The organism is Dietzia sp. NCCP-2495, assembly GCF_026011735.1.
In the GTDB taxonomy this organism is placed as follows: Bacteria; Actinomycetota; Actinomycetes; order Mycobacteriales; family Mycobacteriaceae; genus Dietzia.
In genome coordinates this window covers 59,194-80,019 of the sequence record NZ_BRVN01000014.1, presented here as the reverse complement: position 1 = coordinate 80,019, position 20,826 = coordinate 59,194, and the positions used below count along the sequence as shown (strand labels likewise).

18 protein-coding genes and 2 riboswitches are annotated in these 20,826 nt (G+C 67.8%); of the genes, 11 read left to right on the top strand and 7 right to left on the bottom strand.

All coding sequences use genetic code 11. From position 1 onward, the window contains the following. A partial coding sequence (locus OPF83_RS12450) for an integrase core domain-containing protein (protein ID WP_264887781.1) occupies positions 1-330 on the top strand: 330 nt, incomplete at its 5' end. A gap of 640 nt (positions 331-970) precedes the next feature. Here OPF83_RS12450 and OPF83_RS12445 read toward each other — a convergent pair. Then, complete coding sequence (locus OPF83_RS12445; RefSeq protein WP_264887780.1) at positions 971-2,365, bottom strand: LLM class flavin-dependent oxidoreductase; 1,395 nt, start codon at positions 2,363-2,365, stop codon at positions 971-973. A gap of 56 nt (positions 2,366-2,421) precedes the next feature. Then, a riboswitch (TPP riboswitch) is annotated at positions 2,422-2,516 on the bottom strand. A gap of 373 nt (positions 2,517-2,889) precedes the next feature. Next, positions 2,890-3,003, top strand: a riboswitch (SAM riboswitch). A 32-nt stretch (positions 3,004-3,035) separates the two neighbouring features. Here OPF83_RS12445 and OPF83_RS12440 point away from each other — a divergent pair. After that, complete coding sequence (locus tag OPF83_RS12440; protein WP_264887779.1) at positions 3,036-3,380, top strand: hypothetical protein; 345 nt, start codon at positions 3,036-3,038, stop codon at positions 3,378-3,380. A gap of 85 nt (positions 3,381-3,465) precedes the next feature. Here the strand turns inward: OPF83_RS12440 and OPF83_RS12435 are convergent, their stop codons facing one another. From OPF83_RS12435 to OPF83_RS12425, 3 genes are all read right to left on the bottom strand, one after another. Beyond that, positions 3,466-4,218 (bottom strand): hypothetical protein, encoded by a 753-nt coding sequence (locus tag OPF83_RS12435; RefSeq protein ID WP_264887778.1) that lies wholly within the window; start codon positions 4,216-4,218, stop codon positions 3,466-3,468. Between the two features lie 148 nt (positions 4,219-4,366). After that, positions 4,367-5,488 (bottom strand): serine hydrolase, encoded by a 1,122-nt coding sequence (locus OPF83_RS12430; protein WP_264887777.1) that lies wholly within the window; start codon positions 5,486-5,488, stop codon positions 4,367-4,369. 53 nt (positions 5,489-5,541) lie between these two features. Further along, on the bottom strand, positions 5,542-6,897 hold the full coding sequence (locus OPF83_RS12425; protein ID WP_264887786.1) for an NAD(P)/FAD-dependent oxidoreductase: 1,356 nt from the start codon (positions 6,895-6,897) through the stop codon (positions 5,542-5,544). A 264-nt stretch (positions 6,898-7,161) separates the two neighbouring features. Between OPF83_RS12425 and OPF83_RS12420 the strand changes: the two genes are divergently transcribed. Beyond that, the gene (locus tag OPF83_RS12420; protein ID WP_264887776.1) at positions 7,162-7,809 is read left to right on the top strand and encodes a TetR/AcrR family transcriptional regulator; all 648 of its coding nucleotides are present in this window, start codon (positions 7,162-7,164) and stop codon (positions 7,807-7,809) included. An 81-nt stretch (positions 7,810-7,890) separates the two neighbouring features. Here OPF83_RS12420 and OPF83_RS12415 read toward each other — a convergent pair whose 3' ends face one another. Beyond that, a complete protein-coding gene (locus OPF83_RS12415; RefSeq protein ID WP_264887775.1) occupies positions 7,891-9,498 on the bottom strand; it encodes an ABC transporter substrate-binding protein in 1,608 nt (535 codons plus the stop codon). A gap of 319 nt (positions 9,499-9,817) precedes the next feature. Between OPF83_RS12415 and OPF83_RS12410 the strand changes: the two genes are divergently transcribed. Continuing rightward, on the top strand, positions 9,818-10,081 hold the full coding sequence (locus OPF83_RS12410) for an RES domain-containing protein (RefSeq protein WP_375546262.1): 264 nt from the start codon (positions 9,818-9,820) through the stop codon (positions 10,079-10,081). A 70-nt stretch (positions 10,082-10,151) separates the two neighbouring features. Here the strand turns inward: OPF83_RS12410 and OPF83_RS12405 are convergent, their stop codons facing one another. Continuing rightward, entirely contained in the window at positions 10,152-13,148 is a 2,997-nt protein-coding gene (locus OPF83_RS12405; RefSeq protein WP_264887774.1) for an AMP-binding protein, read from the bottom strand. A gap of 763 nt (positions 13,149-13,911) precedes the next feature. Here OPF83_RS12405 and OPF83_RS12400 point away from each other — a divergent pair. From OPF83_RS12400 to OPF83_RS12380, 5 genes are all read left to right on the top strand, one after another. Beyond that, complete coding sequence (locus tag OPF83_RS12400; protein WP_264887773.1) at positions 13,912-14,214, top strand: hypothetical protein; 303 nt, start codon at positions 13,912-13,914, stop codon at positions 14,212-14,214. A 45-nt stretch (positions 14,215-14,259) separates the two neighbouring features. Next, on the top strand, positions 14,260-14,571 hold the full coding sequence (locus tag OPF83_RS12395) for a hypothetical protein (protein WP_264887772.1): 312 nt from the start codon (positions 14,260-14,262) through the stop codon (positions 14,569-14,571). 585 nt (positions 14,572-15,156) lie between these two features. After that, complete coding sequence (locus OPF83_RS12390; protein WP_264887771.1) at positions 15,157-15,882, top strand: hypothetical protein; 726 nt, start codon at positions 15,157-15,159, stop codon at positions 15,880-15,882. Beyond that, complete coding sequence (locus tag OPF83_RS12385) at positions 15,875-16,924, top strand: isopenicillin N synthase family oxygenase (protein ID WP_264887770.1); 1,050 nt, start codon at positions 15,875-15,877, stop codon at positions 16,922-16,924. The genes OPF83_RS12390 and OPF83_RS12385 overlap by 8 nt, the downstream gene beginning before the upstream one ends. Then, the gene (locus OPF83_RS12380) at positions 16,921-18,459 is read left to right on the top strand and encodes a sodium:solute symporter (RefSeq protein WP_264887768.1); all 1,539 of its coding nucleotides are present in this window, start codon (positions 16,921-16,923) and stop codon (positions 18,457-18,459) included. Before OPF83_RS12385 ends, OPF83_RS12380 begins: the two co-directional genes overlap by 4 nt. Before the next feature lie 29 nt (positions 18,460-18,488). On the opposite strand, the gene OPF83_RS12375 is transcribed toward OPF83_RS12380, so the two are convergent. Then, positions 18,489-19,169 (bottom strand): TetR/AcrR family transcriptional regulator, encoded by a 681-nt coding sequence (locus tag OPF83_RS12375; protein ID WP_264887767.1) that lies wholly within the window; start codon positions 19,167-19,169, stop codon positions 18,489-18,491. 148 nt (positions 19,170-19,317) lie between these two features. Between OPF83_RS12375 and OPF83_RS12370 the strand changes: the two genes are divergently transcribed. Together OPF83_RS12370 and OPF83_RS12365 are read left to right on the top strand one after the other, a co-directional pair. Next, complete coding sequence (locus tag OPF83_RS12370) at positions 19,318-20,169, top strand: urea amidolyase associated protein UAAP1 (RefSeq protein WP_264887766.1); 852 nt, start codon at positions 19,318-19,320, stop codon at positions 20,167-20,169. A gap of 23 nt (positions 20,170-20,192) precedes the next feature. Beyond that, positions 20,193-20,825 carry an urea amidolyase associated protein UAAP2 gene (locus tag OPF83_RS12365; protein WP_264887765.1) on the top strand — a complete coding sequence of 211 codons (633 nt, stop codon included), beginning with the start codon at positions 20,193-20,195 and terminating at the stop codon, positions 20,823-20,825. The last annotated feature ends 1 nt before the right edge of the window (position 20,826 follow it).

Here is a 20,826-nt window from a genome sequence, read left to right as displayed (position 1 = left end):
ACTGCGCAGTACCGGGCACTGCGCTATACCGAGCGGCTCGCCGAGCAGGACCTGGTGGCCTCGGTGGGCTCACGCGGCGACTCCTACGACAACGCACTGGCGGAGGCGTTCAACTCCCTGTTCAAAGCCGAGCTCATCCGCAATCGCCACAAGGGGCCGTGGCGCAACGTCGAGGACCTCGAGATCGCCGTCGCCGAGTACATCGACTGGTTCAACTATCGACGGATCCACGGCGAGATCGGCTACGTCCCACCGGCCGAGTACGAAGCCCAACACGCCGCGGTCGAACCACTACCAGAGCGCGTCGACGACCTCATCGACACCAGATAACCACCCTCTACAAAACCCGGGGCTTGACACTGAGCAGATGTGATCAGGTCTACGTGCTCGAGGGCACGGCGGGCGGCATTCAAGGTCGCAGAACAGGCCGAACCTGCGCTGGGCAAGTTCTCCCCGTGGTGGGTGTACCCGGGATCGGGACGGATCCACCGCGCTATCGCAACATTCCCGATGAGCCAGGACATCGCTAAGTACAAACCCCTACCCGCGCGCGGATGCTCTGCCGGGCCACACTCGGCCAGCCGCGGCAAGAGGACACGGTCGAACTGCTCCAGAGGCGAGGGACCCGCGGAGAGTCAGTTCACTCGCTCGACCGCCGCAGCACCGCCTGCGCCACCCCGGTCAGCAGGCTTCCGATGATCAATACGCCCGCGCTCACACCGGCCAGGTGCCTGACCGTGTGTGGGTCCGGTGCGCCCATTCGAGAGGCAAACCAAAGAGTAGCGCTCAACCCGCCGCGAGAAGCCACACACCGACAGCCCAGACCGGGTGGTGTGGCCGCGGCGTCCAAGAGCCGAATCCGATAGTCCGCATTCTATGCGGTGGGTGCGATGGACGGTGTCGTCGTCCTCATTCGCGTCCCGACGCCCGGGCTGTCACCCGGCACTCCACCTGACCCACCGGCCAGGTCTCACCCCCGGCGGTACGTGGCCCCGCGGTGGGAGTCCGGAAGGCGATCCCCGTGACCGAACATCCGGGCTCGGAGACTGCCGGGCTCCGCGTCCAGCGGGTACCGTCCCCGGCGCTGCAGCTCGGGCACGAGATGCTCAATGACGTCCTCCCAGGTGCCCGGGTTGAGCGCGTAGGCCAGGTTGAAACCGTCGACGTCCGTTTCCGCCATGTAGCTTTCCAGGGCGTCGGCCACGGTGACCGCCGAGCCCACCACCACGGGTCCGCCCGTCGCGTTGAACCGGGCGCTGTCACGCAACGTCCAGCGTCCGTCGGCGTCCGAGGCCCCCGACAGGCTCGACACAGTGGTCTGGATCGCTTCTGTTGCGACCGGGTCCATGGGTGCGTCGAGGTCCTGTCGGGATAGATCAATTCCGGACCATCCCGAGTTGAGCACCAGATTTCCCGTCTCGGAGGCGTAGGAGAAGATGTCTCGGTACTTCTCAGCTGCCGCCTCATCGGTCTGATCCACAACGATCGTGAGCAGCGCGTACACGCGTGCGGCATCCCGGCCCCGCCCGGCGGCCTCCAGCCCCTCACGGATCCGGCTGACCTGGTCCCTGGTCTGGCCGATGGTCGGGGACGCCACAAAGATCGCCTCCGCGTGATCGGCCGCGAAGCGGATTCCCCGCGCGGACGCGCCGGCCTGATAGATGACCGGGGTCCGCTGCGGAGAAGGCTCGGAGAGGTGGACGCCGGGGACCGTGAAGTACGTCCCCTCGTGGCGGATCGGGTGGACCTTCGCCGGATCGGCGTACATGTCCCGCTCCGCATCGAGCACCACCGCGTCGTCCTCCCAGGAGCCCTCCCACAGCTTGTAGAGCACCTCCAGGTACTCGTCCGCCCGGTCGTAGCGCTCGTCATGGGAGAGTTGGTCGCTCTCGCCCAGGTTCTGCGCGGCACTCTTGAGGTAGCCGGTCACGACGTTCCAGCCCACCCGGCCCCGGGTGAGGTGGTCCAGCGTCGACATCCGCCGGGCGAAGGTGTACGGGTGCTCCGCCGAGGTGCTCGCAGTGATACCGAAGCCGAGGTTCTCCGTCACCGCCGCCATGGCACTGACGAGCATCATCGGATCGTTCATCGGGATCTTTGCCGCCGTCTGCAGCGCAGCGTCGCTGCTCCCGCCGTAGACGTCATACGGACCTAACGCGTCCGCGAGGAAGAGTCCGTCGAACAACCCGCCCTCCAACAGCCGGGCGAGACGAGTCCAGTGCTCGAGGTCGCGATAGTCCCGCGACCGGTCAGCCGGGTGCCGCCAGATCCCGGGGAGTTGATGCCCCACGCCATTGATGGCGAAGGCGTTGAACCTAATCCTCCGGGTGTGCTGATCGTGCGCAGCATCGGGTCGCGAAGCCATGGTCCTCCTTGCGGTGGTCGTGTGAGGGGTGACCACCGCTCGAGCAGGAGCAGCCGTGGCTACGCCGATGACATCCCTCCGCGAGTGTTAACTCGATCAGGTTCGCTCGGGTGTGATCTCAGCCCCGTCCAGGGCACCCCGTGTCGCCCCTCAGCCTACGCGTCGGCGTCAGCGTGCCTTGCCGTGGAGGCGGATGTCTGGTCCTGCGACCGCGGTGATCTCGTCGAGGCCCCACCTGCTGTCCGCGGCCAAGATCTTCCGTAATGAATTGAGCCAATCGGGTATCGACTGACGCCCGGTCATTCTCGCCAAGGGGGCATGGTGGATCTTTCCTCCAACGGGCCGTGGCTGAAGGCCTGCCGGCGATCGGTGTCTGTCTGGTGAGGTTGAATGTCAGTACTCTCGGCCGAGGACCTGATGCAATAGCGCTCCACGGCGGACCGGAGTTCGCCTGTCGTTGACGTCGACCAGCGCGTACCTGCCTTTAGATGATGGTGTCGTAGTGCGTGGTTATGGTGGCCGTGCTTCATGAGTTGCCGTCCCGAGGCTCCGGCTGGGCGGTGCGCCAACCCCGCGTTCACGGGTGGCCCGGATGACGAAGCGGCCCGGTACCGGCCGGTACTTGGCAAGAGCGCCTCCAGTCGGAGGTTTCCAGTAAGGAGCCGCCCCTATGTCGCACGAACCCTTGTCGTCCGCGGGAGGTGCGTGTGGGTCCTACCGCGCCGGCCACCGCGTGCACTTCATCCAGGCCCGGAAATCGATCGAAGCGGATCAACCGCTTCACGACGTGTTCGTACGGATTCGCCGCGACGGGCTGGTCGAGCTGAACGGCGACGGCCTGGAGGCCATCGTGTGGAACCACGAGGTCGACCGGCTGAGCCGATTCTGTGTCGGTGGCGTGACCGTCGGCCAGTGGCGTCCGCGATTCCGTATCCTCAGCGTGGGCGGTCGACTGTTCAGCTTCGTGGCGCCCGATGCGCGAACGTCGTGCGCGCCTGCGTGCGGAGCTGTGTGAACTCGGTCGGATAGCGCCAGAGATGCGGTGAGATTCAGACCTTTCACACCGGTGTCGGGGGCAAGGTTGTCGTCGTCGTCATTTTCTACTCGGTCGGTGACACCTGCCCATCCCGCACGGGCTTGGTCAGCCGCACGTACCCGCCCTCGGGAGCGCGGATCCAGGTGCGCGTTCCGGCCTCTGGCGGCCCCGCGCGGCGAGCGCCGTGGCGTTGATCGGTGAACTCGGTCGTCCCGCCGAAGGCGTACTTGTGGGCGCGCTCGGGGTGTTCGCCGGGCAGGATCGAGGCGTCCTGTTCCATCCAGTACGCCTGGTCGCCCACATCGGGCTCGTTGCCGACCTCCCACCACGTCACCCCGTACGGTTCGGGGTGGCCGTGCTCTGCCCGTAGGTCCCCCCAGGGGGTGGTGCCGACGGGGGCGTTCATGTAGCTCACCCAGTCCGCCGCCTCCTGCGGGGTGGCGGTGGCGAAGTTCACCACCATCGTCGTCTCCGCGCGCATCTGCTCGACCAGCGCCATGTGCTCGACCAGCGCCATGTGCTCGTCGGGCCCGAGCATGCTCATCCCGACCGACCGTGCGTTGGCCACCAGCCGCTGCTGCGGCTCGCCGTCGGGGGTGAACGCGCCGAACGCGTTGAACGGGTACCGGTGGTTGGCGCCGAAGAGGCCCTCGGAGACCACCCGGCCGGTGGGTACGGCGTCCACGACGACCCTGCTCTGCTGGACGCCGGAGTAGACCAGGACCGCCGCGACGAATCCGGTGAGGAGGACGACGACGACAACGGCGACCAGGCGTGACCGTCGCTGAGCCATACCGGTCACCCTGACATCGTTCACGCGTCCTCGGAGCGTGCGTGAACGAAACCGAGTGCTACTCCGGGCTCACCGCCGCGTTGTCGGGGCCGACCCCCGGGGACTACACCAAGCGGTGACGTGTCCGCCCCGGGGACCACCGACCGGAACGGCATGATCAGACGTGAGATCGTCACACCGCTGAGTAGATCGCCTCGAGGTATTTGTTCGGTCGCGCGGCCCCGACGAGCTCGGGCGACATCTTGTTCATTACGTAGGCGACGGTGATCCCGCGGTCCAGGTCCGCCGTGACGACCGAGCCGCCGTACCCGGTCCACCAGCACACCCTGCCCGCAGGCACCCCGGGCATGGACGCGCTCGGTAGTGCCCACCCGAGCCCGAAGCGGATGGGGGCGCCGAGAACCCGGTCTGTGCCGTCGGCTTGCGTCTCGACGATGCGGTCGATTGTCGTTGGTGAGACGAACCGGTGACCGTCCACCGTGCCCGCGCAGGTGAGGATCGACTGGATCCTGGCCACGGACCGGGCATGTCCCTGCCCGTTCACCGCACCGAGTTCAGCCGCAAGGAAGTCAGGGTCGGTCGTCAGGTCAGGACTGAACGCCGGATTGGTCAACGTGCGGCGGGTGATGTTCTCGGCAGGAAGGGAGGTCAGGTCGAATCCGGTCGGCGGTGGCGCGACCATGGTCGCGATCCGCTCGGGAGCGTCGAGCAGCGTCGGCGGCGCGCCGATCCAGTAGTCGGCCTCCAGTGGTCCGGCGATCTCCTTGGCAAAGAAGGCGCCCAGCGACATTCCGGTGATGCGTTGCACGAGTTCGCCTACAAGGGTGCCGAAGGAGATCGCGTGGTATCCCGAGCCGTCGCCCGGCGTCCACCACGGTTCCTGGGCTGCGAGCAGCGCGGCAGCGGAGGGGGTGTCGTAGACGTCCTCGATGCGGACCGGCTGACTCCAGCCGGCGAGTCCGCTGGTGTGGCCGAGAACATGGCGCACCAGAACGGTACCCTCGCCGATCCGTCCCCCACTGCCGCGACCCTTACCGGCGGCGGCGAACTCCGGCCAGTAGTCGGCAACGGCGGCATCGGGGTCAAGAAGATCTCGATCGATGAGAACCAGCGCCGCCAGGGCCGTCATGGTCTTGGTCAACGAGTAGGTGTTGGCCACCGTGTCCTTCTCCCACGGACGCGACGACGCGGCGTCCGCCGTCCCACCCCACAGGTCCACGACCACGTCCTCGCCCTGCATCACGCACAGCGACGCGCCCAGCTCCTCGCCGCCCTCGATTCTGCGAGTGAACATTTCTCGCACCGCCCGGAACCGTGGGGTGCATGTCCCCTCCACTGCAGCACCCGTCATTGCACACCCGCCTTGTCCAGAAGTCGCCGCGCGAGGGTCGGTCGCGGAGGCACCTGCCCTCGGGCGCGGTGCTCGCCAGCGTCGATCTCGGCGAGGAGATCCCTGGTATATCGGGCGAAGTCGATCTGGATGGTGTGCCTGCGGGCGTTGTAGTACTGGCCCAGATGCTTGTCCTCGTCGTGGACGATCTTCTCGGTCATCTCCGCCACGGAGGGGAGCTGGTACTCGCCGACCAAGTGCCGGGCAATGAGTTTGCTCTGTTGTTCGGCCAGGTTGACGATCGTGGGGGACGACTGCGCGAGGCCCGCGTAGTACAGGTCGTCGACGCCGGGCTTGATGATGCGCTTGAACAACGGGTACCGGTGCTCGGAGTCGGGGTGGAGCTCCCGGTCGTCGAAGAAGGGGAAGGACATCGTGTAGCCGGTGGCAAAGACGATCGCGTCCACCGTGATGCGTTGGCCGTCGGTGAGTATCACCGCGTCACCGTCGAAGCGTTCGATGGCGGGTACACAGGTCAGGTCTCCGGAACCTGACTTCTCCAGGAAGTCGATGCTCACTGACGGGTGTGCGGCGAGCGGTTCGTGATCAGGCGCCGGGAGACCATAGTCCTCCATGTTGCCGATGCCCTTGCGGATCGCTCGACGGGAGATCTTCAGTCCCAGTTTCTTGGGCATCCATGGCGGCATCATCATCTTGTCCGCCGGCTTGCCGCCCCGATACTTGGACAGCACCCACACGCCACGCCGTGCGGATACCCACACGTGCTCGGCGACGGTACGGCTGGACAGCTCGGAGGCGATGTCCAGGCCGGAGTTGCCCATGCCCACCACCATCACGCGACTGCCTTGCATGTCGACCGGGTCCGTCGGGGACCGGTACTCGTGACTGTGAATGATCGCCCCGTCGAAGGTGCCGGGGTAATCCGGGGTGTGCGGGTTCCAGTGGTGCCCGTTTGCCACGACAAGAGCGTCGTACGTGCGGGTTTCCCCGGTGGACAGGGTGATGTCCCACCCCCCGCCGGGACGCCGTTCGGCGTTCTCGACGCGGGTGTTGAACGTGATGGACTCCCGGAGGCCGAAGTGGTCCACGTAATCGCGGAAGTACTGGTGCATCAGGGTGTGGTGGGGAAAGTGGGGCCAGTGATCCGGGGCGGGGAAGTCCTCGAACTCCAGCCGGGTGGTGGAGGTGTCGATGTGAAGGGACTGGTATGCCGAGGACATTCCGTTGGGGTTGTTGTAGTACCAGTTGCCGCCCACATCGTCGGAGGTCTCGAAGCAATCAAAGGCGATGCCGTAATCCTTGAGGCGCTTGGCGGTGGTGATGCCGGAGCAGCCCGCGCCGATGATGCACACGGTCTTGTCCGACGCGCCGTTGCCGGGGAACGCCGGGGTGAAGGATTTCGATGAGCTGGTCACAATGGTGTCCTTTCGCCATGTCAAAGGGCTGTGTGGCGGCGACCGAAATGTGATCGGGGCATGCCCCCGCACCAGCCGGTCCTGTGATCCGGGTCATACTGTACGCCTCACTGACGCTATGTCTAGTGAGTTGTTGAGGTGTCGTGCGAGAACGGCCGTAGGCTGCAACTGCCGGAGACTGCTCGCGAAGGGTGCACGACAGTGGAGACGAGAGACGGGGCCGGGCGGCCCGCTGCGCCGAATCTGCGCGACGAACAGAAGCGCCACACGCGCAGGGCATTGCTGGACCACGGACGACAACTGTTCGTCGCCCGTAGCTACCCGAACGTGACGATCGACGACATCACGCGGGCCGTCGGCTGCAGCCGGGCCACCTTCTACCTGCACTTCAAGAACAAGATGGACTTGCTCGCGAGCATCAGTGCGGAGACCACCGAGTACCGCGCCAAGGAGGTGTACCGGGACCTGGATGCAGTTCTGCTCACCGGTGAGCATGTCGAGTTCGTGGCATGGGTGGACCGGGCACTGGACTGGTTCGCACGGAACCGCGAGATTCTTCCCACGTGGGACCAGGCGCTGGCCGCGGAGCCCGAATTCCAGGCGATCGGTCGCCACTCCATCCAGGAACTCACCGACGCGATGCCGCAGTATCTCGACCGTTGGCCACGTGCCCGGCACGGCGAGGCCAGGTTTCGGGTCGAGTTGCTGGTGACCCAGCTGGAGCGCTACTTCACGCGAGCAGAGGTCCAGGGAACCATCGACTACGCGGGCGACGGTCCCGAGCGTTCAGTCGCCGAGGTTCTCGCCGACATCTGGTTTCCTGCGCTCCAACCACCGACAGGAGAATGACCGGACGTCTCCCCGGCGCATTCCGCACCACTCGGCGCGCGACCCTGCCGGATTCGGAGCCGATAGGGGGCGTGCTCCGGTTCACGGGTTCTCGATGTAGGCCCCGTCGAAGAGCATGACGCCCGAGGATGTGGGGGCCAGGCCCTTGACCTTCTCGTCCACGGCCACGTACTCCTCGGCGTTGGCGAAGATCGTGAACGGCATGATCTCGTTCTGGACCTCCTGGAACCGGTTGAGTGCAGCGATCTGCTCGTCGAGGCCGGAGGCGGTCTTGAGGGCGCGACCGGCCTCGGCGAGCTCGGCGTTGTCCACTCCGCTGTTGTTCGTCGGTCCGCCGGGCGTGACGTAGGCGGTGAAGCTCGCAGACGGGTCAGCATCCGAGGGGTTCAGGCCACCGATAGTCATCTCGTAGTCGTGGCCGAACAGGCGGGCGGCCTGCTGCGACTGGGGGACATTGTCCAGCGTGACGCTGAAGCCGACTGCGTCGAGCATCGCCTTGATCATCACGCCGGTCTCGACGTTCTCCGGGCTCGTGTTGGTCAGCAGCGTCACGGTGCCGTCCCACGTGCCCTCCGACTTGATCTCGTTCACCAGTCCGGCGGCGAGCTCCGGGTCGAAATCCGGGCCCTGCTGCCCGTCGTAGAAGCGTGACGATTCGGCGAGCAGCGCGGATGTCGGCTGGCCGAGGCCGCCGGTGAGCCGGTCATTGAGCAGGTCCCGATCGAGGGCATGTGCCACGGCCTTGCGGGCACGCTCGTCGGTGAAGACTCCGTCGTAGCCGGCGGCGCCGTTGTTCATGACGATCGCGCGACCGGAGCTGATCACGCTGAGAAAGCCCTGCAGGTCGGCGTCCACGGCGTCGTGCACGAACTGGGCCCCGCGCAGGAACGCCACCTCGACCTCGGCGTTCTGGAACGCCTCGAGCGTCGCCTGTGACCCCGGGATGGAGATGAATTTCAGGGTGGGGCACACCGGTCCGCCGTAATAGGTGGGATTGGGTTCCAGCACCACCTCCTGGCCCGGGGTGTTGCTGGCCACCGTAAACGCGCCGGCACCGATCGGGTTGGCGGCCCACTCCTCGGCACCCGCCTCGGTGTAGGCGTCCTCGGGGATTACCTCGCCGGCCGAGCGCGTCAGGGCGAAGGGGAAGCCGACCCACGGCTCGGACAGCTCGAACTCGACCGTGAGCGGGTCGATCACGCGGACGGTCTCGATCTCGTCGACATCGGTCTTTGCCGTAGACCCGACTGCCGGATCCTTGTGCAGGTTCATCGTGAACGCCACGTCATCCGCGGTGAGCGGGTCACCGTTGGAGAAGGTGACGCCCTCCCGGAGCTTCAGCGTCCACACCGTGTTGTCGTCGTTCGACTCGAGGGACTCGGCCAACTGCGGCTCGAACTCGGCCGCCTCAGGATTCCAGCGCATGAGGCGGTCGTAGACCGCGGCGGACTGCGCGCCACCCCGGAGACCGTAGTGCCCCTGGCCGGGAGAGAACGAGGGGAGCATGACGTACTCGCCCATCGTGATGGTGCCGCCGGCCTGATCCCCGGTGCAGCGGCTCGACTCGTCCGGCGTTCGGTGTTCACCGACGCGACCGCCGCCCGACGCCGACTCCGTGTCACCCCCGCCGCCACATGCGGCCAGGGTCAGAGCAGAGGCTGTGAGGACTGCGACGGGAAGCTTTTTCACGTGGACTCCTACAGGTGGCGTGAAGGATACGCGGCCGGGCACGCCGCAGGCGGCGTGCAGTTGAACGAGTGTCTGGCAGCAGACACTACGTCGGGTTGACGGGTGTCACTGAGGTTTTCGCTGTAGAACACCCGACTTTCCGGAGGGGCTGGGATTCCCCGGTGTGGCGCCTTCCGGGTGGACGTGGGAGACGCCGATGGTTCGGGAGGCTGAATGACCCGGCGACGGTGTCGTCGTCGTCGCTCTTCTCTCTCCCTCGGGTGCCACCGCCACGGCGTGCCGATCGCGGATACGCTCCCTCCCACGCGCCCGAGGGCGGTTGCGGGCCGGCGGTCATCATGGCGTGTCGCACGAGCAGCATGCGGTGTCCCAGCTCTGGGCGCGGGCGATCCGTGCGGTGGATCCTGATCTCGACGGAATCGTGTACCGATCGAGCTACGGGCCGTCGTCGGTGGTGCTGTTCTCCCCGGCAGCCGGCGCCCTGGCGTCCGCGGTGCTCGACCTCGAGCGGCCGCTGCAGCACACCGAGCTCCGGGACCTGGTCGTGTCCTCGGCGGACCAGCTGGGATACGACATCGAATAGGTCGGATGGTGATGTGGAGGTTCGAGAGACGGGCGGACCGTTGTTGTCGTCGTCGACCTTCCCACCTTGCTCAGCTCGGCGGCGCCAGCCCGTCCCGCACGTCCTTGGTCAGGCGGACGTAGTCGCCGGTGTCGGTATCGCGGATCCAGACTCGGGGCCCGGCCTTGGGCAGGCCCCGCGCAGCGAGGCCGGTGGGGTCGGGTCGGTACCAGGTGGTCACCGGGATGTCGCGCACCACGTGGACGATGTCCGGGCGCGCGGCGGACGGCACCGAGGCCAGGGCGCCACCGACATCGGCCGCGGTGATGGCGTCCTTTCCCCACTTGGTCACCGCCGCCACTGCGAGGGTGCCGTCGGCGCCGGGGATGCCGTACACCACGGCCAGGTCCACCTCGGGTAGGTCCCCGAGGGCGTCGGCCACCTGGATGGGATACACCGGGCCGTGGTCGGTGTGGACCACCGCACTCGCCGAGCCGAGCAACCAGAAGTCGCCGTCCCGGTCGCGCTCGAAGATGTCCGAGGTCGACACCCACGTGTCGCCCGGGCGGAAGACCCCGCGCAGCTGACGCACCGAGGCGTCCACGCCGAGGCGGGGCCTGCTCACCAACATTCCGGGCGCGTCGACCTCGGTGGGGACGGCGTAGCCGTCGGGCCCGGCAAGCACGGCGCCGGAATCCGGATCGAACTCGACCAGCTGTACTTCCGCCGTGCCGGGCAGCGGGCGGCCGCGCGCACCGGGCTTGGTGGTGGACAGGTTGGCCAGCACCACATCGGCCTCGGTCCCGGCGTAGAACTCGAGCACTCGTGTGCCCGGGTACCGCTCCAGTACCCGTCGCCACACGCCGCGTGGCATGCCCGACCCCATGAAGAGCCTGATCGACGGCAGCGTCTCGCGCGGATCGGCAGGGCGACGAACCAGCTCGCGCATCATCGCCCAGGTATACGACACGACGGTCACGCCGTACCGGCGGATCTCCTCGTCGAACGTCGCCGGATCAAACCCACGGGACAATGCGATCCTCGACCCTCCGGCCACGGCGCCACCGACAGCGGTGAGTAGGCCCGACGGGTGGTGGAGTGGACTGAGGCAGTACACGGTTGACTCGGGGGTCAGGCGAGCCGCGCTGGCCGTGCCGAATGCCGACAGTGCCCAACGGTGATTGGTGACGAGTTTGGACTGCCATGAGCCCGTGGAGCGGGAGAAGAACAGGAACGCGGGCTCGCCGGCCCGCCCGGGATCCGGCCGGTACCAGCGGGGCAGCGCCACCTCGTCGGGATCGATCCGTTCGAGGTCCACGACGCCCTTGTCGAGACCGGCGGGGAGTTCGCGCTCGGCGCCGCCGCCCAGGACGAGTGCCCGGGCCCCGGCATCGGTGACCCTGGACGCGTGTTCGGGATCGGTCACCACGTCGGTAACCGCGCCGAGGTGGATGAGCTCGGGCAGCGACCGCGTCGGGGGCAGCAGCACAGCCACCGCGCCGAGACGCGACAACGCGGCGATGGTGACCAACGCCGAGGGACGCGTCTCCATCACTACACCAACGTGATCACCCTGACGCACGCCCACCGTGATGAGTCCCTTGACCACGTTCGTGATGCGGGTGTCGACGGCCGCGTAGGTGTGGACACGGTCGGCGAACAGGAAGCACGCGTCATCCGGCTGGTTGCGTGCCCGCTCGGTGAGGAGCTTGGAGAACGAGACGCGCGTCCGCGGCTGGATCTGTCCGAGCCGCACCAGGCGCGGCGCCGCGTGCAATGCCTCGAAGCCGAGTGCCCGGGTGGTGTGCACGGTGTTGAGCGCGAGCTTGCCGGCTCCGCGCACCACACCGACCCCGAGCCCGGCGGCCTGGAACGCGCCGTCCGCCGCGAGCATCACCGCCTTGGTGGGAGAGGATTCGACCTCGGCACCCGGATCGACATGCTCGATGTCCTCCGGTCGGCCCCCGGTGCCCTCGATCCAATCGATCCACTCGGCGACGGTCGGCCACGTGATGGAGGCGGCAGTCGAGCCCACCACCAGTCCGAAGTGCCCGGCGCGGAGCGAGAGTTCATAGACCGTGGCGCGGGGGGCGACGGAGGCGATCTTGCGGACGCCCGCCGGGACGCCTATCTCGTCGACCTCGCCGAGGGCGGCGAGGACGGGGCAGGTGATATCCGCCAGGGAGAACACACGGTCGCCCACGACGAATCCGCCGACCATCATCCGATTCTGGATCACCACTTGCTGCACCATGTCGACGATCGCCGGGCCGGACCACGCCACAAAGCCGTCGCCGGCGAGGAACCTGCGCTGGCGCTCGTGCCCGAGTAGTGCCTCGCGATTATGGAGCTGCCGAAGGAAATCCACCTGCGCCCGGGCGGACTTGATGGGGTCGAGCAGACGGAACCCCGTCGATGCCATCCACCCGGGCAGGGCATGACCGTTGAAGACGTACTGTGCGACGAAGCGCGCGACTGTCACGATCACATCCTCGGGGATACCGAGCGGGGCGTTGCCGCGCAGGTCGACAGGGGAGCCGAACGTCACGATGCTCTCGAGGTCCCGGGAGCGACGGTAGGCCGCGGCCTGGTAGCAGAACATGCCGCCCTGGCTGTAGCCACCCAGATGCACCGAACGGCCCGTGGACTCTACGACCAGGTCCACGGCGTCACTCACCGCCACCACGTGATCGGTGAGTGTGCGTTCGAGGCCGCCGGCCTCGAGATCCGGTGCACCGAAGTCGATCACCCACGGGTCCATGCCGGCCTCGTACAGGGCCGTGACCGCGCTCGTCGAGGGGGACACGTCCCAGACCTCGGCGGAGATCATCATCGGTGGGACCAGCACGACCGGAGGACGCGGCGGCCCGTCTTCCTTGACCGGGATCTCGTCGGCGACACCGTCTTCCGTCGTGGCCTGGGGGTAGTAGCGGCGGAGCCGGAACATCGGTCGCCGTGCGACGATCTCGAACGGGGCCGGCTCCTCGTCGGTTTGCAGGCCGCCGAAACGCAGGACCTCGACCGCGTTCACGACGAACGACGTGGCGGTCTTGATCGCGGCCGAAACGGTGTCAGTGGAGGCAATCATGGTGGCATAGAGAATAAAGCGAAATCGTCCGGCGTAGTGCTGGTCTGTCCGATGCTCCGGCAAGGGCACCCGGGATGTGGACTTAGCTGGCCAAGTGTCCGAGTCGGCGGTGGCGCGTGTTGACGGTGTACTGCCACTACAGCGAGTGCGAATCGGTGTGATCGCCGAGCTTGTTTGGGTGAGCTCGCGCTCGCTGCTCGGCGACGAGCTGCAACGTTGATTCTGCGAACCGTGGAACCATTCGAGGCTGGTGCCCCGTCGAACTTTATGACCGGGATGAAGATTGCCCGGGTGAGGAGGCGGAATGACTGCACCGGTGACATTCAATGTGAACTCGGACCAATTGCGTGGGCTCGGCTCTGCGTGGACTCGGCTCGGAGACGCGATCGAGAACCTTGATCCCGGAGGGGCGATCACCTCCCGTGCGGGCTCCCACCGCAATCTTGAAAGTGATGACGTTAGTGACCAGCAGCGACCAATCCCCGCCCAGTTCGGGCGACGTCCGGTGGCGGACCGCCTTCTGGGCGGCAATTGTGGCAACCCCGTTGTTCGCGTTCGGGTTAGCAGCGCTACTTCCCGAGCACGAGCACAACCGAACCATCATTGAGACGTCCGTCCTGTGGTCCTTGGGCGCCCTGATCCTGACCACTCTGCTCTCGTGGCGGTGGCCTCGGGTGTCCGGAATCGCACTCGGGATTTCAGCGCCCTTCATCGCTGTAGGGCTGCTGATAATCATCGGACTCGTGTCGGAAGTGGAGATCCCATGACGACGAACGAGGTCGGGCACGAGGCGTACAGAGCGCGGCACTGGGCGAGTGCTTATGTGGGCTACATCGCGGGACTTCTCCTCGTCGCTTTCGCCTACGGCACCGATCCCTTTGGGCTTCAAGAACGTGGCCTGGAGGCAGTGGTGGCCATCGGGTTCCCGCTATTGATGCCGCTGGTCGCGATGCTGATCTTTCGTGGGAGATATCGGCTCGTGGCACTGGGACTCGCGCTCGCAGCGCCGACCCTGTGGCTCTCCTTCGGCGTCTTCATTTTTATCGGGGGTTCGATTTTCTGGTGAAGCGCCTTCGTCTCCATCCATGACAGCACAGAAACGGGGGAGTAGATGTTCGTAGCCGGATGTGACCATGCCGGACCGCACCCGAGCATCGTCCGGTGGCGGACCGCCCTGTGGGCGTCGATTGCCGCGACCCCACTGTTCGCCCTCGTCGTGGCGGCGATGCTTCCCGCACTTGAGCACGGCCAGAGCTATCGCGAGGTGAAGGTGGCCGCTCCGATCGGGATCGTGATCCTGGCCAACCTTCTGGCATGGCGATGGCCCCGGGCGTCCGGCGTCGCTCTGGGACTGGCGTCGCCCCTCCTCGCAGTAGGAGTAACCCTGTTGATCGCCTACGCGATCGGTGGATTCCATCCATGAGCACGGACGAGACCACCGGTGCCGACAGACACGAAAGCCTGATCTGCTCTACATGTCTATAAGAGACATCGAGACCGTCACGCCATGCGTTAACAGCATGAAGATTTCAAAACTGTTCTGGTGCCGGGGCCTCCGGGTTTAAATCCAACGCGTGCCACGCAGGCGCGTGCCACCTTTCACTGGGACCGCGGCCACGGCCGTCACGCGAGTTCACCCGATAGTCCGCCCTGCGCCGATGCCGTCAATCGAGGCTGTCCGCCGGAAATGCACGTGGACGCCGAATCCCGAGCGAGTATCCGACGGCGCGGGCGAGCGATGCCGTCGTCGTCCAGTTCCGACCTCGCGCCGAGGCGGCGAACACCCGGCCACTCCGGGGACGTGACCCACCCACTCGTCTGGTCGTGCAGCAGTTCCCGGTGGCGTCGTCCCGGTCATTCGCGCCGCAACCGGGCCTGACAGTTCTCCTTCCTTTTGCCCGAGCAGAGGCAGCCGCCCATTTTTGCTTCCTTTGACGCCGACGAAACAGGGCCGAAACAGACCGGCGTTTGACTGTTTCCGTTCGGTTGATCGAAATGGAGGAGTCACATGGCCACTGCGTCACGCCCCGCCCCCGCGGCCTACCGGCGCCGCCTGTTCCACTCGCGCGACGCCCCCTCCGACCGGTCGGGCGAGGTGTGGTGGGTGCAGGGGCACCGCTACTTCTGCGACGCCCGGTTCCACGCCGACGCCCACCCCGCCGACGCCCACCCCGCCGACGCCCACCCCGACGACGACAACGCCGACGGCATCGGCGGCAACGCGTTCCATATGGGCTTCGCAGGCGAGCTCGTCTCCACGGACAACGGCACCGGCGAGGTCGAGTGGGTCCACGCCATCACGGCGGGGCAGCCCTTCGGCTCCGCCGACGTGGGCCGGCTCTTCGAGGTCCCCGGCTGGGGACTGCTGGAGGCGGGCCGCGACCTCGGATACGTCGAGCTCTGGCAGCGGGGCACAGACGCGCCCGGCCCGGTCTGGGAGTGCTACGGCATCGACCCGCGGGGCGTGCGGGCGGTGGTCGTGTGCGTGGGCGACCGCTTCGGGCTCGCGCTGGGGGAGGACACCGAGGCGGGCCGCCCGGCCTCGGTGCACATCGGATCGCGCGACGGACCGGACTGCCGCGCGTCGCACTCCTCGTGGTCGACGCCCGAGCCACCGTGCTTCTCGATCTCCCCTCAGCCGGACGGGGGCTTCGCCGTCGCCTGGCGGACCGCCCTGAATTCGCCCGAACCTCTCTACTTCCACCCCGTTCACCAAGGAGCCCAGGATGACTGACCCCGGCCGTTCCGCCCCCGACTTCGACGCGATCCCCGTCATCGACCTCTCCGACCTCGACGACCCCGCCGGCCCGGGCGCCGACACCGTGCAGCAGCTCGGCAGGGCCGCGCAGGAGGTCGGCTTCCTCCTCGTGGTCAACCACGGGGTGCCCGACGAGACCTTCCGGGCGCTGCACGAGGCCGCGCAGCGGTTCTTCGCCCAGCCCGACGTCGTCAAACACGAGGTGTACATCGGCAACTCCAGCAACCACCGCGGCTACGTGCCGATCGGGGAGGAGGTGTTCGCCGGCGCCACCCCGGACCTCAAGGAGGCCTACGACCTGTCCATCGACCTGCCCGCCGACCATCCGGAATACCTGGCGGGCAACCCGCTCCTGGGCCCCAACCAGTGGCCCGACCTGCCGGGATTCGCCGAGGCGGTGACGGAGTACTACGACGAGGTCTTCGGTCTCGGGTCTCGGCTGCTCGCGGCGTTCGCGCGCTATCTCGAGCTCGACCCCGCCACGTTCCTCGGCTCGGTGACACAGCCCCCGTCGCAGCTGCGGCTCATTCACTACCCGTACAACCCCGACGCCCGCGACCGGCCGGGGATCGGGGCGCACACCGACTACGAGGCGCTGACCCTCCTCAAGCCCACCGCGCCCGGGCTGGAGGTGATGAACGGACGCGGCGACTGGATCGACGTCCCCTACCGGGAGGACGCGATCGTGGTCAACATCGGGGACCTGCTCGAGGTGTGGACCAACGGCGCGTTCGTGGCCACCTCCCACCGGGTGCGGAAGGTCGCCGAGGAGCGTTACTCGTACCCGCTGTTCTTCAGCGTCGACTACGACACGGTGGTCAGCCCCCTGACGGTGTCCGACTCCGACGTCGCCCGCTACGAACCGCTGCACGCCGGCGAGCACCTGTTCGCCCAGACCGCCCAGAGCTTCGCCTACCTCAGGAGGCGGATCGAGGCCGGTGACCTCGTCCTCCCTGACGGAGCCCGCCCCCTGTACTCGCTCGGACGCGAGTCCTCACTGGTTGGAGAATCGAAATGATCAGCGCAGCAATCGGGGCGACCGTCCTCGTCCTCGTCGTCCTGGGCCTGTCGTCCTCACGCAGGGTCCGGGGTGAGAACCGCAATTTCGCCGTCGCGGGGCGCTCGCTCGCCGTGCCCCTGGTGGCCGTCCTGCTCATGTCCCAGGTGATCGACTCCAACGCGACCGTGGGCGCGGCGGACCTGGCCGGCGGCTTCGGCTTCTGGGCCGGGGCGGCGATGCCGCTGGGGCTCGCTCTGTCATTCCTCATGATGGGCCTGTTCGTGGCCAAAAAGGTCCGCGCACTCGAGCTGTACTCGCTGCCCGAGTACTTCCGCGGGCGGTTCGGACGGACCGGTGAGATCCTGTGCGCCGTCCTGACCGTCGCCAGCTTCGGGATCCTCATGGCGGGCAACCTCGTCGCCCTGGGCCACATGATGGACCACTTCCTGGGCGTGCCGTACTGGGTGGCGATCGTCGTCGTCACCGTCGCGATCCTGGCCTACACGATGGTCGGCGGGATGTTCGCGTCGGTGTACACGGGCGTGTTCGTCATGGCGATCATGGTGGTCGGGTTCGTCGGGATCTCGCTGTGGTTGTTCCTCGGCCCCGGGTACAGCGCCCCGGCCGGGCTCGGCATCGCGGACCTCGAGCAGGTGACCGACCAGGCAGCGGGTTCGGTGATCAACTGGGCGACGCTGTTCGCGCTGGGCTTCGGCAACCTGGTGGCCATCGACGTCTTCCAGCGGGTGTCCTCCTCCCGGAACGCCCGCGGCGCCCGGGCGGCGAGCCTGATCGCCGCAGCCGGAACGGTGATCCTGTGTGTCCCGCTCGCCGCCGTGGCGGTGACCGGGGTCGGCCTGCTCGGCGACGGCGCCACCGACGCGCCGATCCTCTTCCAGCTCCTGGCCGGGCAGGTGCCCACGCCGGTGGCGATGTTGGTCGTCTCGGGTCTGCTGGCGGCCTCGCTCACCACGGTGAGCGGAATCCTCCTGGCGTCCTCGTCCATCGTGGTGGGCACCGTGCTGCACACTCGGACGCTACCGGTGAGCGTGCTCCAGGCCTCCCGCCTGGCCATGGTGCCCGTCGCCGCGATCGGGGTCCTGGTGGCACTGCGGGTCAACCACACGGGCATCCTGCTCACGCTGACCTTCGACCTGCTGTGCGCGAGTATCGTGGCGCCGTTCGTCCTGTCGCTGTGGACGCGGCTGGTCAGTACGAGGGCGCTGGTGATCTCGACCATCCTGGGGCTCGGGGTGCGGCTGGGCTTCTTCGTGTTCACCCCCACCATCTACGGCGTGGAGAACACGCTGGCCTACGTCCCCAACGACGTGGTGACCCAGAGCGTGGACGGCTGGACGACGTTCCTCGCCGCCGGGGTGTCACTCGTGGTCTACGTGGCCGTGGCCGCCTATGACACGCGGACCGCGGGACCCGGGGCGGCGCCCGTCGGACCGGAGCAGCCGCGGACGCCAGACACCGCGGCCCTCGCGGAGGCCACCCTCGCGGAGGACACCGCGGCCCGCCCGACCGCGGAGGTCGCCGCGAGAGCCTGACCCGCCCCGCCCGTCGGCCCTGGTCGGCGTCAGCGGGCAGACCCCGGGCCCGGGGAGTCGAGAGCAGCGAGCACCTCGACTCCCCGGGCCCGCGTCTCATCGGTGACCAGGTGGGGGACCCGCGCCAGCGTCAGCACTGCGTCGGCGATGCGCTCGGGCGTGTCCGCGGGGATCGGCGAGGGCGAGCGCCGTCGGTAGGTGATGACGTTCTCCACCAGGCCCACCACCATCGCCACGTCCACCTCGGTGGCCGTGGCGCCCGTCGTCCGGTCGAGCAGGACCCGGTAGCAGTCGTGCAGACGGACTCGCACCTCGTGGAACTCGCGGAAGCGGTCGCCGTCGAGCTCCGGATCGAAGTACAGCACCCCCAGGTTCTGCGGGTCCTCGCACAGGACCGTGGCGTCCGAGTACGCCAGGGCCCACAGCAGGACGTGCGCGGGGGACCCGGAACCCACCAACTCGTCCGCGACGTGGCGGGAGGGGACGACGGTGCCCAGCACCAGCCGCAGGAGGATCGCGTCCTTGGATCCGAACCAGTGGTAGACGCTGGCCTGCTGCAGGCCGGCGCCCTCGGCGATCGCGCGGGTGCTGGTGCGACCGAATCCCCGGGTGACGAACAGCTCCCCGGCGGCGTGCAGGATGTCCGCCTCGCTGCCGAGCCCGGTCGGCGACCCGGGGTTGCGGCGGGGCCGCCCGCGGTACTTGGTCACCCGCCGAGAGTAGCAATCGCCTGGTCGCGGCCACGGCAGCGGCCGTGGGGCGCGACGTAACACGTACGAAACTGCGGCCCAACGGTGGCGCAACACGCCGCTGTTTCACTTTAGATCAACCGATAGAAAACAGTAGGAGGGCACGGAGATGACGACAACACAGGCGGGCTCGTCGACCGCGACCACCAGCGCCGCCCGCGATCACGCGCGGGCGCAGGAGGGCACCGTGGTCGACGCGCGGCCCACGGTCCCGTCGACGCAGGTGCAGACCACGGACGCCGACGGCGGCCCGCTCGACATCGTGTGGGCCGAGCGGATCGCCGGCGGGAACTACTCGCACCGGCTGCTCGACCGGGGCACGGTCCTGCGACTGACCGACGTCGAGGGCGACGCGTGCGCCTCGGTCGTCCTGTACAACGCGGCGGACACCGCCGAGCGGCTCAACGTGGCCGACACCATGAAGATCCAGTGGCAGGTGTACAGCGCGGTGGGGCAGGTGCTGCTCTCGGCGTCCGGTCGCGCGCTGGCCACCGTGCTGGAGGACACGTCGGGCCGTCACGACGGCCTGTACGGCCCCAGCAGCCGGGCCCGCAACGAGGAACGCTACGGCGACGGCCAGGTCCACGGGCCGAGCCCCGCTGGCCGCGAGCTGCTCACCGTGGCCGGCCTGAAGTACGGCCTCAACCGCCGGGACATCCCGCCCGCGCTGTCGTTCTTCCAGGGCGTGAACATCACCGCCGACGGGCGACCGGAGTTCACGGGGTCCGCGGGGCCCGGCGCCACCGTCTCGATCGTCACCGAGATGCCGGTGATCGCCCTGATCGCCAACGCCGCCCACCCCCTGGACCCGCGGGCGGAGTACGTGAACACCCCGGTGGACGTCCTGGCCCACCGCGGCGCGGGTGGCTCGTCCGGTGCCCCGATCGCCGAGCTCGATCCGGAACGCCGACGAGCCCACGAGAACACCCTCGAGTACCTCCGCGCCGCCGGCCTGGCCTGACCCACTATCCAAGGAGCCCACAGATGACCATCCACGACTCCGTCCTGCGCCGCGAGACCGTGCCCCCGCGGGGACCCTGGTCGGCCGTGTTGAAGGCGGGCCAGACGCTCACGATCGTCGACCTCGAGGGCAACCAGGCCGTCGACTTCCTCGCCTACGACGCCCACGACACCGCCCGCGCGTACAGCGCCCAGGCCACCCTGCAAGGGCAGGACTCGGTGTTCCTCACCGCCGGGTCCGTGCTCCGGACCAACGAGTACGACCCGCTGCTCACCGTGGTCGCCACCGACGTCGAACGCCACGACACCCTCGGGGGCGCCTGCTCGAAGGAGTCCAACACCCTGCGCTACGGACACCACACCTGGAGCCAACACGGCTGCGCGGACAACTTCCTGCTCGAGCTGTCCCGGCACGGGCTGGGGCGGCGCGACCAGGTCTCCAACGTCAACTGGTTCATGAACGTGCCGGTCGACCCGGACGGCGCCCTGGGGATCGTCGACGGCATCTCCGCGCCGGGACTGTCGGTGAGCCTGCGGGCCGAGCGCGACACGCTCGTGATCGTCTCCAACTGCCCGCAGGTCAACAACCCGTGCAACGGCTTCCATCCGACCGCGGTCGAGATGGTCATCACCGGTGCCGCCGACGAGGAGAACTGAC

What these genes read in the sequence shown, in the direction of transcription:
- OPF83_RS12445 (WP_264887780.1), bottom strand. Translation starts at nt 2,365, where the DNA reads ATGGCTTCGCGACCCGATGCTGCGCACGATCAGCACACCCGGAGGATT.
- OPF83_RS12380 (WP_264887768.1), top strand. Translation starts at nt 16,921, where the DNA reads ATGATCAGCGCAGCAATCGGGGCGACCGTCCTCGTCCTCGTCGTCCTG.
- OPF83_RS12430 (WP_264887777.1), bottom strand. Translation starts at nt 5,488, where the DNA reads ATGTTCACTCGCAGAATCGAGGGCGGCGAGGAGCTGGGCGCGTCGCTG.
- OPF83_RS12400 (WP_264887773.1), top strand. Translation starts at nt 13,912, where the DNA reads ATGACGACGAACGAGGTCGGGCACGAGGCGTACAGAGCGCGGCACTGG.
- OPF83_RS12405 (WP_264887774.1), bottom strand. Translation starts at nt 13,148, where the DNA reads ATGATTGCCTCCACTGACACCGTTTCGGCCGCGATCAAGACCGCCACG.
- OPF83_RS12365 (WP_264887765.1), top strand. Translation starts at nt 20,193, where the DNA reads ATGACCATCCACGACTCCGTCCTGCGCCGCGAGACCGTGCCCCCGCGG.
- OPF83_RS12370 (WP_264887766.1), top strand. Translation starts at nt 19,318, where the DNA reads ATGACGACAACACAGGCGGGCTCGTCGACCGCGACCACCAGCGCCGCC.
- OPF83_RS12385 (WP_264887770.1), top strand. Translation starts at nt 15,875, where the DNA reads ATGACTGACCCCGGCCGTTCCGCCCCCGACTTCGACGCGATCCCCGTC.
- OPF83_RS12390 (WP_264887771.1), top strand. Translation starts at nt 15,157, where the DNA reads ATGGCCACTGCGTCACGCCCCGCCCCCGCGGCCTACCGGCGCCGCCTG.
- OPF83_RS12440 (WP_264887779.1), top strand. Translation starts at nt 3,036, where the DNA reads ATGTCGCACGAACCCTTGTCGTCCGCGGGAGGTGCGTGTGGGTCCTAC.
- OPF83_RS12395 (WP_264887772.1), top strand. Translation starts at nt 14,260, where the DNA reads ATGTTCGTAGCCGGATGTGACCATGCCGGACCGCACCCGAGCATCGTC.